This is a genomic window from Rhodococcus sp. IEGM 1341 (genome assembly GCF_030056895.1).
GTDB lineage: Bacteria > Actinomycetota > Actinomycetes > Mycobacteriales > Mycobacteriaceae > Rhodococcoides.
Map to the genome: position 1 here is coordinate 193,295 of NZ_JASHKV010000004.1, position 14,744 is coordinate 208,038.

At 63.9% G+C, this 14,744-nt stretch carries 13 protein-coding genes; 9 read left to right on the top strand and 4 right to left on the bottom strand.

All coding sequences use genetic code 11. From position 1 onward, the window contains the following. Position 1: 1 nt before the first annotated feature. The gene (locus QM615_RS12260; protein WP_269596562.1) at positions 2 to 883 is read left to right on the top strand and encodes a hydroxymethylglutaryl-CoA lyase; all 882 of its coding nucleotides are present in this window, start codon (positions 2 to 4) and stop codon (positions 881 to 883) included. A 73-nt stretch (positions 884 to 956) separates the two neighbouring features. Further along, positions 957 to 2,336 (top strand): SLC13 family permease, encoded by a 1,380-nt coding sequence (locus QM615_RS12265; protein ID WP_094668638.1) that lies wholly within the window; start codon positions 957 to 959, stop codon positions 2,334 to 2,336. 40 nt (positions 2,337 to 2,376) lie between these two features. Here the strand turns inward: QM615_RS12265 and QM615_RS12270 are convergent, their stop codons facing one another. Continuing rightward, positions 2,377 to 2,889 carry an Lrp/AsnC family transcriptional regulator gene (locus tag QM615_RS12270; RefSeq protein ID WP_269596561.1) on the bottom strand — a complete coding sequence of 171 codons (513 nt, stop codon included), beginning with the start codon at positions 2,887 to 2,889 and terminating at the stop codon, positions 2,377 to 2,379. Positions 2,890 to 3,096: 207 nt separating this feature from the next. Here QM615_RS12270 and hppD point away from each other — a divergent pair, with 207 nt between their 5' ends. Continuing rightward, on the top strand, positions 3,097 to 4,302 hold the full coding sequence (gene hppD / locus QM615_RS12275) for a 4-hydroxyphenylpyruvate dioxygenase (RefSeq protein WP_269596560.1): 1,206 nt from the start codon (positions 3,097 to 3,099) through the stop codon (positions 4,300 to 4,302). Positions 4,303 to 4,330: 28 nt separating this feature from the next. On the opposite strand, the gene QM615_RS12280 is transcribed toward hppD, so the two are convergent. Continuing rightward, entirely contained in the window at positions 4,331 to 4,816 is a 486-nt protein-coding gene (locus QM615_RS12280) for an Lrp/AsnC family transcriptional regulator (RefSeq protein ID WP_269596559.1), read from the bottom strand. A 158-nt stretch (positions 4,817 to 4,974) separates the two neighbouring features. On the opposite strand from QM615_RS12280, the gene pdhA reads away from it, so the two are divergent. From pdhA to QM615_RS12305, 5 genes are all read left to right on the top strand, one after another. Next, positions 4,975 to 6,090 carry a pyruvate dehydrogenase (acetyl-transferring) E1 component subunit alpha gene (gene pdhA, locus QM615_RS12285; protein WP_269596558.1) on the top strand — a complete coding sequence of 372 codons (1,116 nt, stop codon included), beginning with the start codon at positions 4,975 to 4,977 and terminating at the stop codon, positions 6,088 to 6,090. Beyond that, positions 6,087 to 7,091, top strand: a complete 1,005-nt coding sequence (locus QM615_RS12290) for an alpha-ketoacid dehydrogenase subunit beta (RefSeq protein ID WP_243610427.1) — start codon at positions 6,087 to 6,089, stop codon at positions 7,089 to 7,091. Before pdhA ends, QM615_RS12290 begins: the two co-directional genes overlap by 4 nt. Beyond that, positions 7,088 to 8,347, top strand: coding sequence for a dihydrolipoamide acetyltransferase family protein (locus tag QM615_RS12295; protein WP_149407191.1), 1,260 nt, complete (start codon positions 7,088 to 7,090; stop codon positions 8,345 to 8,347). Before QM615_RS12290 ends, QM615_RS12295 begins: the two co-directional genes overlap by 4 nt. Next, positions 8,344 to 9,711, top strand: a complete 1,368-nt coding sequence (gene lpdA, locus QM615_RS12300; RefSeq protein WP_149407190.1) for a dihydrolipoyl dehydrogenase — start codon at positions 8,344 to 8,346, stop codon at positions 9,709 to 9,711. The genes QM615_RS12295 and lpdA overlap by 4 nt, the downstream gene beginning before the upstream one ends. 78 nt (positions 9,712 to 9,789) lie before the next feature. Beyond that, complete coding sequence (locus QM615_RS12305; protein ID WP_283347364.1) at positions 9,790 to 10,341, top strand: hypothetical protein; 552 nt, start codon at positions 9,790 to 9,792, stop codon at positions 10,339 to 10,341. Positions 10,342 to 10,620: 279 nt separating this feature from the next. Here the strand turns inward: QM615_RS12305 and QM615_RS12310 are convergent, their stop codons facing one another. Beyond that, the gene (locus QM615_RS12310) at positions 10,621 to 11,922 is read right to left on the bottom strand and encodes an MFS transporter (protein WP_283347365.1); all 1,302 of its coding nucleotides are present in this window, start codon (positions 11,920 to 11,922) and stop codon (positions 10,621 to 10,623) included. A 296-nt stretch (positions 11,923 to 12,218) separates the two neighbouring features. Here QM615_RS12310 and QM615_RS12315 point away from each other — a divergent pair, with 296 nt between their 5' ends. Beyond that, positions 12,219 to 13,628, top strand: a complete 1,410-nt coding sequence (locus QM615_RS12315; protein ID WP_283347366.1) for an FAD-binding oxidoreductase — start codon at positions 12,219 to 12,221, stop codon at positions 13,626 to 13,628. On the opposite strand, the gene QM615_RS12320 is transcribed toward QM615_RS12315, so the two are convergent. Beyond that, positions 13,612 to 14,721, bottom strand: a complete 1,110-nt coding sequence (locus tag QM615_RS12320; RefSeq protein WP_269594690.1) for a PucR family transcriptional regulator — start codon at positions 14,719 to 14,721, stop codon at positions 13,612 to 13,614. The genes QM615_RS12315 and QM615_RS12320 overlap by 17 nt on opposite strands. Between the last annotated feature and the right edge of the window lie 23 nt (positions 14,722 to 14,744).

Below are 14,744 nucleotides of genomic sequence, written 5' to 3' on the forward strand. Positions count from 1 at the left end.
CATGCCTCGCGTACACATCACCGACGTCTATCTCCGCGACGGATTGCAGGACGAGAAGTGCATCGTCCCCACGGAGGACAAACTCGCCGTACTCGACGCCACCCTCGCGTCGGGCATCACGACCGTCGAGATCGCCTCGTTCGTTTCTCCCACCCGGGTGCCGCAGATGGCCGACGCCGAAGAGGTCGTCTCGCGTGCACCGCGCCGATCCGATATCCGTTACACCGCATTGACATTGAACGGACGGGGAGTGCACCGGGCCGCCGAGACCGACATCGATGTCATCCAGGTCGTCACCTCCGCCAGTGAGGGCCACAGCCGCGCGAATGCCGGACGGTCGTCCGAGGACGCTCTGCAGGATTGGCACCGTGCAGTCGCGGCGCATCCGGATCGGACGTTCATCGGCGGAGTCAGTACCGCTTTCGTGTGCCCGTTCGACGGCATCATCACGCCCGCACGGCTCGTCGAGGTCTGCACCCGCATGGCCGACATCGGCGTATCGAGCCTCGGTCTCGCGGATACCCTCGGCATCGCGACCACCGACCAGGTACTGGCCGGAGCCGACGCCGTCCGAAGGGCGTTGCCCGAGTTGACGATCAGCCTGCACCTGCACAACGCCCACGACCAGGCCCTCGAGACAGCGGTACGTGCAGTGCTCGACCTCGAGATCGAGCACTTCGACAGCGCGCTCGCCGGGTACGGCGGTTGCCCCTTCGCCCCGGGCGCGCACGGAAACCTGGCCACCGAGCAGCTCGTCGACAGGTTCCATCGCGCCGGAATCGACACCGGTATCGACACGGCTGCTCTGGCCACCGCTGCCGATCTCGCTCGTTCAGTGGTCGATCGCGCTCTTCCTCTCCCCACTTCTGCTTCCGCTCTCTGATCAGGCGGGCTCCGGTCCGCGCATCGCCGCTTCCCCTGCGGCACAACCTCATCCTCCGTCCGAAAGGCCAGCCGTGGTCTACGCAATCTCGATCATCGCCCTCATCGCAATCTTCACGGTCGCGACGATCACCCCCATCAACATGGGCCTACTGGCCTTCGCCGGCGCTTTCCTCATCGGTGGCGCGATATCCGGCATACCTATCGAAGACATCATCGACGCATTCCCAGGTAGCACCTTCATCATCGTCGGTGGCATCACCTTGTTGTTCGCCATCGCCAAAGCCAACGGAACCATCGACGTCGTCATCGATCGATCCCTCCGACTGGTGGGCGGACGGCGCTGGGCCATCCTGTGGATGATGTTCCTGCTGTCCGGCCTGCTGATGGCCCTCGGATCCGTGCTCGCCGTCGGCATGCTGGCACCGATCGCGATGCCGCTGGCCAAGCGCAACAACATCAATCCCTTCCTGATGGGCATGGTCGTCAGCCATGGCGCGCTCGCCTGCTGCTTCTCCCCGATCAACCTCTACGGCGCTTTCGTCAACGGCTTGATGGACTCCACCGGTGTGGGCTCACATCCGCTCGCGCTGTTCCTCATCCCGTTCGTTCTCAACACGCTGATCGCACTGGTTCTCTTCCTCGTTCTCGGCCGCGACCTGATCAAAGACCGCACGCGTGCGTTCGACGTCCAGGATCTCCGCGACCAGGAGGGCGGGCTGCCGGTGCCGTCAGGACCGCGTCCGGGCAACACCGGGTTGCCCGAGGGCAGCGGTGGCGGCACCGCCGTGCAAGTCGAAGCCGATCCGATCGAAGCAGCCTCGGTCACAACGGTTCCCGATCAAGCCGTCCCCCTGACTCGAGTGCGCGTACTCACGCTTCTCGGTATTGCCGCCCTGGTTCTGCTGTCCGTGACCTTGGGCGTCGACATCGGCGTCAGCGCGATCTGCGTGTCGGTCGTGTTGTTGCTGCTGGCACCGAAGACTCATCCGAAGGTGGTCGACAACATCGCCTGGCCCGCCGTGGTTCTGGTCTGCGGTGTTCAGACGTACATGGCAGTCATGACCCAGAACGGTACGCTGGGATTCCTCGGCGACGCCGCCTCCGCCCTGGGATCACCACTGCTGACGGCACTCATCCTGTGCTACGCGGTGGCCATCATCTCGGCGTTCGGATCGTCGATCGGCACCATCGGTATCGCCCTCCCACTCGCTGCACCCATGCTCGCCGCCGGCGAACTGGGAGCCATCGGATTCGTTGCCGCCATTGCATTCTCGGCGACGGTGGTGGACGTGAGCCCGTTCTCCACCAACGGCGTGATGGTCCTGGCCGAAGCACGAGTGGACGACAAAGCCCGATTCCAGCGAAAGATGTTGGGTTACTGCGGACTCGTCGTTCTCCTCGCTCCGCCGACCGTATGGTTGCTGACGGTGGTCGGGCCTTCGATGACCTGATTCGAGAGCCACTTCGGCCCCTGCCTCGACGCGGACGTGCTCAGTCGCGCGTTCGTCGAAAGGCAGGGGCCTTCGGCGTTCTCTCGGGCTCGGCAGTGTTCAGCAACGGCATCGCTCGAAACTCGACCAGTTCCGAGAGCACGACCACACTGGTGGACCGTGCGATCGTACGAGACTGGTTGAGCACGATCAGAGTTCGCTGCAGGTCGTCGTGCGAGGCGGCCGCGACCCGGCACAGCACGTCGCCGGCACCGGTCGTAGCGAATGCTTCCAACACCCCGGGTATTTGCTCCAGAACAGCGACGACGTCACCGAGAGCGCCCTGGGCGATCTCCAACGTCACGAACGCCTGAACGCCGTAACCTGCTGCAGCCAAGCCGATTCGAGGTTGATACCCCCTGATGACACCGGTGTCCTCCAGTCGCTGCAGACGGGCCGACACAGTCGCACGCGCAACGCCGAGCGTCCGCGACAGCTCGAGCACGCCGATCCTCGAATTGTCATGCAGCGCAGCGAGCATCGCCCGGTCCAACTCGTCCAATGTGGATTCCATCGCGCACCTCCAGTTTTCTGTACGAATTGTATAGCAAGCCGCGCATTCTCCTGGCCCATCTGCACAGCTCAGCTAGCAGAAGTCCGGTCGATTGACACCTCTCACCGGCAATGTTTGAGTCATCAGGACAGTTCGCTCAGCTCGAACCGAAGGCGGCCGATCCCCTTGTCGCCGCGCCCGAGCCATCACACCAACCAGGGAGCCTTCATGAGCCTCGACAGCATCCTCAACGACGACGAAAGATTGGCCGATCTCGATGCAGATCAGCTTCGACAGCTCGTCGGCCTGGTCGAGTACGACGACAAGAAAGATCCCTTTCCGGTCAGCGGCTGGGACGCCATCGTGTGGGTCGTCGGCAACGCGACGCAGACCGCGCACTTCTTCCAGTCCGCGTTCGGCATGGAGCTCGTTGCCTACTCCGGCCCGACAACGGGCCAACGTGACCACCACGCGTACGTGCTCAAGTCCGGCGCAGTGCGTTTCGTCATCAAGGGAGCCGTCGATCCGGACAGCGATCTGGTCGCCCACCACACCCGCCACGGTGACGGCGTCGTCGACATCGCGCTGGCCGTACCGGATGTGGATCGATGCATCGAACATGCGCGGGCCCAGGGCGCGCGAGTACTGCAAGAGCCGACCGACACCTCCGACGAGCACGGCACAGTCCGCACCGCGGCCATCGCGACCTACGGCGACACCCGGCACACGTTGGTGGACCGCTCCCGCTACACCGGCGCCTACCTACCCGGCTACGTACCGCGAACGTCGACGTTACAGCGACCGGAAGGAGCTCCCAAGCGCATCTTCCAGGCTCTCGATCACGTGGTCGGCAATGTCGAGCTCGGAAAGATGGACGAGTGGGTCGACTTCTACCACCGCGTCATGGGTTTCACGAACATGGCCGAGTTCGTCGGGGCCGATATCGCCACCGATTACTCGGCGCTGATGAGCAAGGTCGTCTCCAACGGCAATCACCGCGTGAAGTTCCCACTGAACGAGCCGGCCATCGCCAAAAAGCGCTCACAGATCGACGAGTACCTCGACTTCTACCGAGGCCCAGGAGCACAGCATCTGGCGCTCGCGACCAACGACATCCTGTCCTCGGTCGATGCCCTCCGCGCAGCGGGCGTCGAATTTCTCGCCACACCCGATTCGTACTACGAGGACCCGGAACTGCGGGCCCGTATCGGCAACGTCCGGGTACCGATCGAAGAGCTGCAGAAGCGCGGCATTCTCGTCGACCGTGACGAGGACGGGTATCTGCTGCAGATCTTCACCAAGCCACTGGTCGATCGCCCGACGGTATTCTTCGAGCTGATCGAACGCCACGGCTCGCTCGGCTTCGGAATCGGTAACTTCAAGGCACTGTTCGAGGCCATCGAGCGGGAGCAGGACGCGCGCGGAAACTTCTGACTCGTGATCTGTTCGACGCCGCCCACTGTCAGCGTTCGGTGGGCGGCGTCGTGCGTCCCAGGCCACCTCGATCTTCGTCGAAGATCAACCACGTGCGGGTCGCCCGAACGCCGTCGAGCGATTGCAGTCCCTCGAGCACCACCAACCGCAGGCTCTCGTTGTCGGGAGTCCTGATGAGTACCAGCACGTCGAAATCCCCTCCGAGCAAGCTGAAATGGTCGACGAACTCCATCGCCCTCAGCCCCTCGGACACGGTCCGCCACGAATCCTGACGGATGGACAACGCGATGAACGCCGACGTCCCGAGCCCTGAGGCCGCGTGATCCACCTGCACGGTGAACCGTTCGATGACACCGGAATCCTTGAGTCTGTCCACCCGCGTATAGGTATGTGCCCGCGAGAGATTCAAACGATCGGCCAGCACTCGCATCGATATCCGGCCGTCCGCGCTGAGCTCGGCGAGGATGCGACGATCGGTGTCGTCCAACTCCACACGCCTCGAGACGTCGTCCATTCGTCCGCTCCTACCTCGTGGTTCGTTGCGCCGATCGGACAGATTCTGGATTCGCGTGGCAATCGGCGGCCATATGTCTGCAATTCTACGACGATCGGACTTGTTCATCACAAAATCGGCCAGAATCGCCGTACAAGCCGATTTCAGGAGAGTGCGACATGACGACCGTCGAGAAGGTAGCGGCAACGTCCTACCAACAGTTCATGCCCGCCGACCGTCCCGTGCAGTATCTCGCGCCGGACGGGACGGGCGTGGACAGTGCCGCCCGTTACGCACACCCGTCCAACGAGCGCCTGCTCGAGATGTATCGCTCGATGGTCCACGGTCGCCGATTCGACCAGCAGGCAACAGCTTTGACCAAGCAGGGCCGTCTCGCGGTCTACCCGTCTTCGCGCGGACAGGAGGCCTGCCAGATCGCGGCCGCCCTCTGCCTGGGCGAGCAGGACTGGATGTTCCCGACGTACCGTGACTCGATGGCTCTCGCGGCGCGAGGCGTCGACCAGGTGGAGTTGCTCGGCATGCTCGCCGGCTACTGGCACTGCGGCTACGACCCGACCGCCTACAAAATCGCTCCCCAATGCACCCCACTGGCAACACAATTGCTCCACGCGACCGGCTTCGCGTACGCCGAGGCCAAGCAGGGTCGCGACACCATCGCCCTCGCCTTCTGCGGCGACGGTGCCACCAGTGAGGGCGACTTCCATGAGGCCCTCAACTTCGCCGCGGTGTTCCGGGCACCGGTCATCTTCCTGGTGCAGAACAACGGCTTCGCGATCAGCGTTCCCCTGGCACGTCAGAGTGCCGCTCCCTCGTTGTCGCACAAGGGAGTCGGCTACGGAATCGGCAGCGAGCAGGTCGATGGCAACGACCCGATTGCCATGATGGCCGTGATGGACGAAGCCGTGAAGTACGTCAGAGCGGGCAAGGGACCGGTCGTCGTCGAGGCGCACACATACCGCATGGACGCGCACACCAACGCCGATGATGCCACGCGCTACCGCAAGGCCGACGAGGTCGAAGGGTGGCTGGCCCGAGATCCGCTCTCGCGCCTCGATTCCTACCTCGAAGGCCAGGGGCTACTCACCGACGAGCTGCGCGAGCAGATGACGGTGTCGGCCGACGCCGACGCCGCTGCGCTTCGCGCCGGCATGAACGTCGAGCAGGAGGTCGATCCCGAGGATCTGTTCCGGTTCGTCTACTCCTCCCCCACACCCGCCCTGATCGAACAACGCGATCAGGTTGCCGCCGAAATCGCTGCAGGAGAACTGTCATGACCACGATGACCATGGCCGGAGCACTGAACGCCGCCCTGCGCGACGCGTTGACCGAGGACGAGAAGGTCGTCGTGTTCGGCGAGGACGTCGGCACACTCGGCGGCGTCTTCCGCGTCACCGACGGACTGACCCGAGACTTCGGTGACGATCGCTGCTTCGACACCCCGCTCGCCGAGTCGGGTATCGTCGGATTTGCAATCGGAATGGCGATGTCGGGTTACAAGCCCGTCGTCGAGATGCAATTCGACGCCTTCGCCTACCCGGCCTTCGAGCAGATTGTGTCTCATGTGGCCAAGCTGCGCAACAGAACTCGTGGCTCACTCACCGCGCCGATGGTCATACGCATCCCGTTCGCCGGCGGTATCGGCGGCGTCGAGCATCACTGCGACTCGTCCGAGGCCTACTACGCCCACACCCCGGGCCTGAAGGTCGTCTCACCGTCCACCGTTGCCGACGCGTACTCACTGATGCGGGACGCCATCGCCGATCCGGATCCGGTGATCTTCCTCGAGCCGAAGCGGCTGTACTTCTCCAAGGACGACATCGAGCTGACCAAGACCGAGCCGATCGGCACCGCCGTCGTCCGCCGTGCCGGTACCGACGTCACTCTTCTCGCCTACGGCCCCACCGTGTCGGTGGCCATGCAGGCCGCGGAGTTCGCAGCCGAGGACGGCCGGAGCGTCGAAGTGATCGATCTGCGATCGCTCAATCCGTTCGACGACGAGACCGTCGCGGCCTCGGTACGTAAGACCGGACGCTGCATCGTGATCCAAGAAGCGCAGGGATTCTCCGGTGTCGCCGCAGAGATCGCGTCGCGGGTATCCGAGCGTTGCTTCCATCACCTGCACGCTCCGGTACTGCGGGTCACCGGTCTCGACATCCCCTACCCCGCACCGAAACTGGAGCATTTCCACCTGCCCTCCGCTGACCGTGTGCTCGACGCGATGGACCGACTGCAGTGGAACGACGCCCCCGACCTGAGCAAGGCGGTCACGGTATGAGCATGCAGGTGTTTCTGCTCCCCGACCTCGGGGAAGGACTGACCGAGGCCGAGATCGTCGAATGGAAGGTCAAGCCCGGCGACACCGTCACCATCGATCAGGTCGTCGTCGAGGTCGAGACGGCGAAAGCCTCCGTCGAGGTGCCCTGCCCGTTCGAGGGTGTTGTCGGCGAACTGCATGCCGCCGAGGGCACGTCACTCGCCGTCGGTGCTCCGCTGATCAGCATCACCGGCGGTGCCGTCGCCGATGTGTCCGCTGCCCATGAGCGTTACCGCGAAGAGGAGAAAGCCGGCTCTGGAAATGTGCTGATCGGCTACGGCACGGGACACGGTCCGACCGGCCGTCGTCGGCGAAGTGCGGCTCCGCCGCAGTGGCATGAAAAAGTGCCCCAGGGGGCACTTAACCGCACCACTGCACCTAAGGTGCTCTCCCCCATCGTTCGGAGCATGGCACTGCAGGGCCGGCTCGATCTGGCGAGCATCGAGACAGCCGGCGGCCACGGAGTCATCACCCGTGCGGACGTGGAACGGGCACTCTCCACCAGCATTCCCACTACCGACGGCGTTACGCGGATCCCGATCACCGGTATTCGTAAGACCATCGCCGACAAACTCTCTCGCAGTCGCTCGGAGATTCCCGAGGCGACCGTCTGGGTCGACGTCGACGCGACGGCTTTGCTGCAGGCCCGTCGCGACCTCGATGCCTCCATCGACGGCGTCAAGGTCACGCTGCTGGCGGTCCTCGCCAAACTCACCATGATCGCGTTGGCCAAGTTCCCCGAGCTGAACAGCACGGTCGATACTGCCGCGGGCGAGATCCTGCGCTACGAGAACGTCGGACTCGGCATCGCCGCGCAGACCGACCGTGGACTGATGGTTCCTGTTGTGCCGCAGGCGGACAAGGCCGATCTGAAGGAACTGTCCGAGCGGTTGGCCGAGTTGACCGAGCTGGCGCGAACCGGTGCCCTGCCCGCAGCCCGGCTGAGCGGGGGAACGTTCACCCTCAACAACTACGGGGTGTTCGGGGTCGACGGCTCGGCTGCGATCATCAATCATCCCGAGGCCGCGATCTTGGGTATCGGACGCATCATCGACCGCCCGTGGGTGGTCGACGGCCAATTGGCCGTGCGCAAGGTAGCGCAGCTGTCATTGGCTTTCGACCACCGCGTGTGCGACGGCGGAGTGGCCGGCGGGTTTCTGCGCACTGTTGCGGATTTTGTCGAGAACCCCGTCGTGGCACTGGGATCCGTTCGATGAGCGACGTGGACGTTCTCATCCTCGGTGGCGGATCCGGTGGGTACTCCTGCGCCCTGCGCGCCGAGCAACTCGGCCTGACGGTCGCATTGGTCGAGGAGGACAAGCTCGGTGGCACCTGCCTACATCGCGGGTGCATCCCCACCAAGGCTCTGCTGCACACGGCCGAGGTTGCCGACGCGGTGCGCGGTGCGGCGCATGTCGGCGTCACTGCTTCGTTGACCGGTGTGGATATGCCTATGGCTCTGGACTACCAGCGAAGTGTCGTCGCCGGGCTCTACTCAGGGCTGCAAGGTCTGCTGAAGCGTCCGGGCATCGAGATCGTCTCCGGCCGTGGCCGGGTGGTCGGTCCTCGCACCGTCGAGGTGGACGGTCGACGCATCACCGGTGCCTCGCTGGTTCTCGCCACCGGGTCGTACTCACGCACCATCCCGGGTATCGAACTTGGACCTCGTGTTCTCACCAGCGACGGTGCGTTGGCACTCGATCGAGTTCCGGAATCTGTCGTCGTACTGGGCGGCGGGGTCATCGGTATCGAGTTCGCCAGCATCTGGGCCTCTTTCGGTGCCAAGGTCACCGTCGTCGAGGCACTCGATCGCATCGTTCCCGGTGAAGACGGGTGGTCCTCGAAGCAGCTGACCAAGGCATTGCGCAAACGCGGCATCGACGTTCGTACCGGCACCAAGGTCGAGACCGTCACCGAATCTTCCGACGACGTTTCGGTGGCCCTGTCATCCGGGGATACTCTTTCGGCCGATCTCGTCCTCGTATCCGTCGGTCGCGGACCGCGCACCGACGGCTTGGGTCTGGCCGAGCAGAGCATCGCCACCGAACGTAGCTTCGTCACTGTGGACGACAACCTGCTCACCACCGCAGACCGTGTCTATGCCGTCGGCGACATCGTGGCGGGGTATCAGCTGGCTCATCGCGGTTTTCAGCACGGCATGTTCGTTGCCGAACACATCGCCGGTCTCGCACCCGCACGGATAGACGGCGATCTCGTTCCGCGCGTGACCTATTCGCATCCCGAGGTTGCGTCGGTCGGTCTCACCGAGAAGGCCGCGGAGGAGAAGTACGGAACCGTGACGTCGGTGGTCTACGACCTCGGCGGCAATGGCAAAAGCCGCATTCTGTCCACCGCAGGCGGAGTCAAGGTGATTCGCGCACGCGACGACGGCCCGGTTGTCGGCGTCCACATCGTCGGTGACCGCGTGGGCGAACTGATCGGTGAGGCGCAACTCGCGGTCGCGTGGGAGGCACTGCCGTCGGAGGTCGGGACCTTCGTGCACGCGCACCCCACGCAGAACGAGGCACTCGGTGAAGCGATGATGGCACTGTCGGGACGGCCGTTGCACGCGCATAGCTGAGCGGGAACGGCAGGTCCCAGGGCCATGACCTTTTCGAGGTGAGGATTCGGTCGGTGCCGGTCCGTGAACTCGCCGCCCATGCAGACTGCGTGGGGTGACGAGAGCGGGTCTCAGCCCGGCCGAGATCCTCACACCTATCTGATGGCGGCGGCCCTGTGCGACGAAAGTGATGTGCCGGAATGGCGCAACACCCTGGAACAGGTCCGCCTCGTGACCGAGCCCAAGGTGCACTGGCATGGAAGCAGTCCCGAGCGCCGCCACCTTCTCGTGGACGCAATCGCCTCACTGCCGATGATGGGCTTGGTTGTCGTACTCACCACCGAAGCAACCGATCGACGGCATCGCCGAAAATGCTTGGAATTCCTGTTACCGAACCTCGCCGAGATGCAATGCGAACGCGTCACGCTGGAATCGCGAGGCAACCAGGACCGAAGCGATCTCGATCTACTTCAGAAGTTCCGCGCACAAAAAGTGGTTACCTCAGGTCTACGTCTGCATCACAGCGTCGGTCGAATCGAACCTGCGCTCTGGGTGGCCGACATCGTGTGCGGAGCGGTGGTACAAGACCGCGTGGGAAACAGCAGCTATCTGGACAAAATCAGCGATGCTGTCGAAATTCACCACCTCTGACCCTGAAACGACGCAAGCCACAGACCTCGTCATCCGGCGAGTGATTCTGTGGCTCACTTCCAGCCCCACCTCGATGGGGCGGCAAGAACTTCAAAGTATCAGGGCGAGTTACGTCGGCGCAACCATCGACAGCTGACACGAAGTCCCGCTGTCTCGATTATTCGACGTCGCTACTTCATCAGAAATCGCATCAGAGCAATTCTGCACCACGGTGGCCCGCTCAGTAAACAACGAAGGCCCCGAAACCGCGCCGGCTTCGGGGCCTTCGTCGATGCGACGTCAGACGTTCAGATCCTCATCTTTACGGTTTTTGATTCGCGAGGTCGCAACGAAGGAGATCGCGGCCAGGATCATCAGGTAGATCGAGATCGACATCGAGGTGCCGGTTCCGTTGAACAGTGCCTCGGAGATGGTCGGGACGAATGCTCCACCGAGCACGGTTCCGATGGCATATCCGATGGACGCTCCACTGAAACGGACTGCTGCGGGGAACATCTCGGCGTACAGGGCCGGCTGTGGTCCGTAGGAGAGGCCGAGTCCGACGGCGAAGAGCCCGAGGGCCACGTAGATCCAGTGCAATTCACCGGTGTCGACGAGCAGGAAGAACGGGATGGCGCACAACACCATTGCCGCGTTTCCGACGTTCATGATCGTGGTTCGGGCGTAGCGATCGGACAGGTGCGCTCCGAGCAGAGTGAACACTTCCCAGACGATGGCCGCGAACAAACTGGCCACCAACACATCCACGCGCGCGAGTCCGTGTTCACGCGTCGAGTACGCCACGATGAACCCGCCGACGATGATGTAGCCGTTGCCGTTGGTGCCGATGAACGACAGCGCGGCCAGCATGACCTGCTTCTTGTTGGTGCGCCACAGTGCGCGAACGGGAGTGTGGTTGCGCTCCTTGCGTTCTGCCAGCTCCTTGAACACCGGAGTCTCCTCGACACGACGTCGGATGTAGAAACCGACGAGAATGAGCACGAAGCTGATCAGGAACGGAATGCGCCAGCCCCAGGCCTCGAACTGCTCCTCACCGAGCAGACCGGTGCACAGCGCCAACGTTCCCACTGCGATGAGCATGCCGAGCGGAACGCCCATCTGGGTTGCCGCGCCGTAGATTCCGCGCTTGCCCTTCGGTGCATGCTCGACGGCCATCAGCGCCGCGCCGCCCCATTCGCCACCGGTGGAGAATCCCTGCAGGATGCGCAGCACGATCAGAATGATCGGGGCCCAGATGCCGATGGTCGCGTAGGTGGGGAGCAGTCCCATGCCCACGGTGGCCGCACCCATCAATGTCAGGGTCGCGATGAGGACTTTCTTGCGGCCGATCTTGTCACCGAAGTAGCCGGCGACGATGGCCCCGAGTGGACGGAAGATGAAGCTGATGCCGATCGTGACATAGGCGACGAGCTGTCCGGACGAACCCATGGGCGCGAAGAACAGTTGCGCGAAGATCAGCGACGCCGCCTGCGCGTAGATGAAGAAGTCGTACCACTCGACGGTGGTGCCGACCATGCTGGCCATGGCGGCGCGGCGGTGCTCACGCGACACCCCGGTGGGCGTCTCGACCTGGGTTGACATCGACTTGTCTCGTTTCGTTCGGGCTCCGGCACTCGGGCAACGAGCGGCAGTTCGGAGTGATGTGGGGCGGGGTTGTGATGGGTGAAGGTCGGTGATTCCTGCAACCGCAGAAGCGGATGAAACTCACCGTCCATTCGGTCGGTAATTACTGTGACCGGCGCCACCACAGTTTGTCAAGGTGGTAGCAGGCATAACAAGACCGTTGACGCAGTTCGTCGGAAACTACCGATCCGAGCCCTCGGGTTCGTTCGAAACGACGCAGACATCCGAAGTGACGGAAGGTCATACTCGAACTCATGTCTGCACCGACGTCGACTCTCGTTCAGCGCTCTCCGATCATCGACGAACTGATGCGTGCGCTGGGTGCCGACGCGGTGATCACCGACCCCGATATCCTCGAGAGCTACCGTCACGACGCAGCCGCTCTGTGTGAATCCGCGCTTCCGCTGGCCGCGGTGCTGCCGACCACGGAATCGGACGTCCAGGCAATCATGAGCATTGCGTCGGCGCACCGCATTCCCGTTGTCCCGCAGGGAGCGTTGACCGGCTTGGCCGGAGCCGCGAACACCAGCGTCGGAGCTATTGCCCTCAACACCCGGCGCATGAACAAGATCATCGAGCTCGACGTCGTCAACCGCGTCGCCGTCGTGCAACCCGGCGTGACGAACAAGGAACTCAAAGATGCTGCCCTGCAGCAAGGGTTGACGTATCTACCCGACCCGTCCAGCTGGGAGGCGTCGACGGTCGGTAGGAACATCGCCACCAACGCCGGTGGCCTGTGCTGCGTGAAGTACGGCGTCACAGCACGATTCGTGCGTGGACTGCGTGTTGTTCTCGCCGATGGCCGGGCGACCTTCGTCGGCCGACGCACCGTCAAGGGCGTGGCCGGGCTGTCGCTCGCCGATCTGTTCGTCGGGTCCGAGGGCACACTCGGCATCATCACCGAGGCCACCGTCGGCCTCGACTTTCCGGCTGCCACACCGCTGACGATGGCCGCGACATTCCCCTCGACCGTCGCTGCCGGAGAGGCGGTGACGCGGATTCGTGCCGCCGGTATCACCCCGAGCCTGTTCGAGCTGCTGGATCGCACCACGATCGCCGCGATCGACGCCTACGCCCGGATGGATTTCGGTACCGATGCCGCGGCCGTGCTGATCGCCCAATCCGACATCGGCGCAGGCGCTGTGGAGGAGCTCGAGGCCATCGCCGCACTCTGCACCGAATCCGGTGCGACCGATGTGGCCGTCGCCGAGGACGAGGTGGAGTCGGAGCAACTCGTGCAGGCCCGTCGGCTGGCGTACCCCGCACTCGACCGTCTCGGTTCTCCGTTGGTCGACGATGTGTCCGTTCCGATTTCGCATCTGGCCGCGATGATCGACGAGGTCGGGCGCATCGCCGAGCGCATCGGGATCGTCATCGGCGTCGTCGGTCACGCGGGGGACGGAAACATCCATCCCACGGTCATCGTGAACCCGACGGACCCACAGTCGTTGACGGACGCTCACCGCGCGTTCGACGAGATCGCAGCGTTCGCCCTCTCGCTCGGCGGAACCATCACGGGCGAGCACGGAGTCGGGCTGCTCAAGCGGGACCTACTCGAGACCGAACTCGATTCGGTTGCAGCAGAACTGCAGCGTGGCATCAAGGAATTGCTCGACCCGCACTACCTGCTCAACCCAGGAAAGGTCCTCACCGCCCGGACGTGAACCGGAGCGCCATCCACACCAGCAGTCGGGTGTCCGCGTCGTCGAGATCGAGGCCGAACAGCTCCTTGGTACGCCGCAGTCGATAGCGAAAGGTGTTGGGGTGCAGATATAACGATGCAGACGCGGCGGCAACATTGGACTCGTGCGCCAGCAGCGCCAGCACCGTCGCGGAGTACTCGGTACCTTCGGCTGCGTCGCAGGCGAGCATCTTCTCGACGGCCGGTATGGCCAACGGGACGTCCGACAGCGCATCAGACGCTCTACGTAGAGTGACCGACACCCGACTCTGCCGAAAGGTCGTCGTCACACCGTCCCCGACCGCGTCGAGTACCCACTGCGCATGTCGACGTGCCACTGTGGGCCGGGCGTCCGGACCGCCGATCGCAAAGGTGACCGATACACCGAATGCGGCCTCCGCCTTGCGTCGAACATCCTCGGCCGCAACGGCGACACCGCGTTCGTCCTCGGCCGCCGTGACCAGAAAAACGGTGCGATCCTCGATGACACAGCCCGAATCCGCCGCAGTGCCGAACGTCAGCTCCAACAGATCGGCCAACTGCACCAGCTGAGCCTCCGATCGCGCAGACTCGACCCTCCCTGCCAGCACGACGTAGAGGCTGCCGGGCGGTGTGACGGTATCTGGGTCGGTCAGGAGCGCACGCGCCCTCGGATTGTCGGCACCGGCCGGATGACGCCGGGCCAGCAGCAGGGGCACCGCAGCTGCTGCCGCACGCGTCATGGCCGCCATCACGCTGGAGTCAGGCGGACATAGGGAAACCCCGGTGGCAATACTCCAGATGGAGCCGAGATACTCCCCGTCCACCGAGACGGCCACCGCCAGTCGCGGGAGCACTCCGGGAACGTCGACCACGTGCACCGTCGAGCTCCGCCGGAAGTCGGGGTCGAGGTGATGCACCATGTACTCGGCCGGAACCTGCTTCCCGAGGATCCCGTCTCGACGGACGTCGTCGATCGGCTGGCCCGGTACGGACGAGTAGGCGATGACGAAGCCGAGTGGATCCATCACCGACACAGCGCCGCCCACCGCGGTGGCGGTTGCGTCCGCCAGCGCCGAGAGATCCGCAGTGCTCACCGATTCACAGTACTTCCATGTGC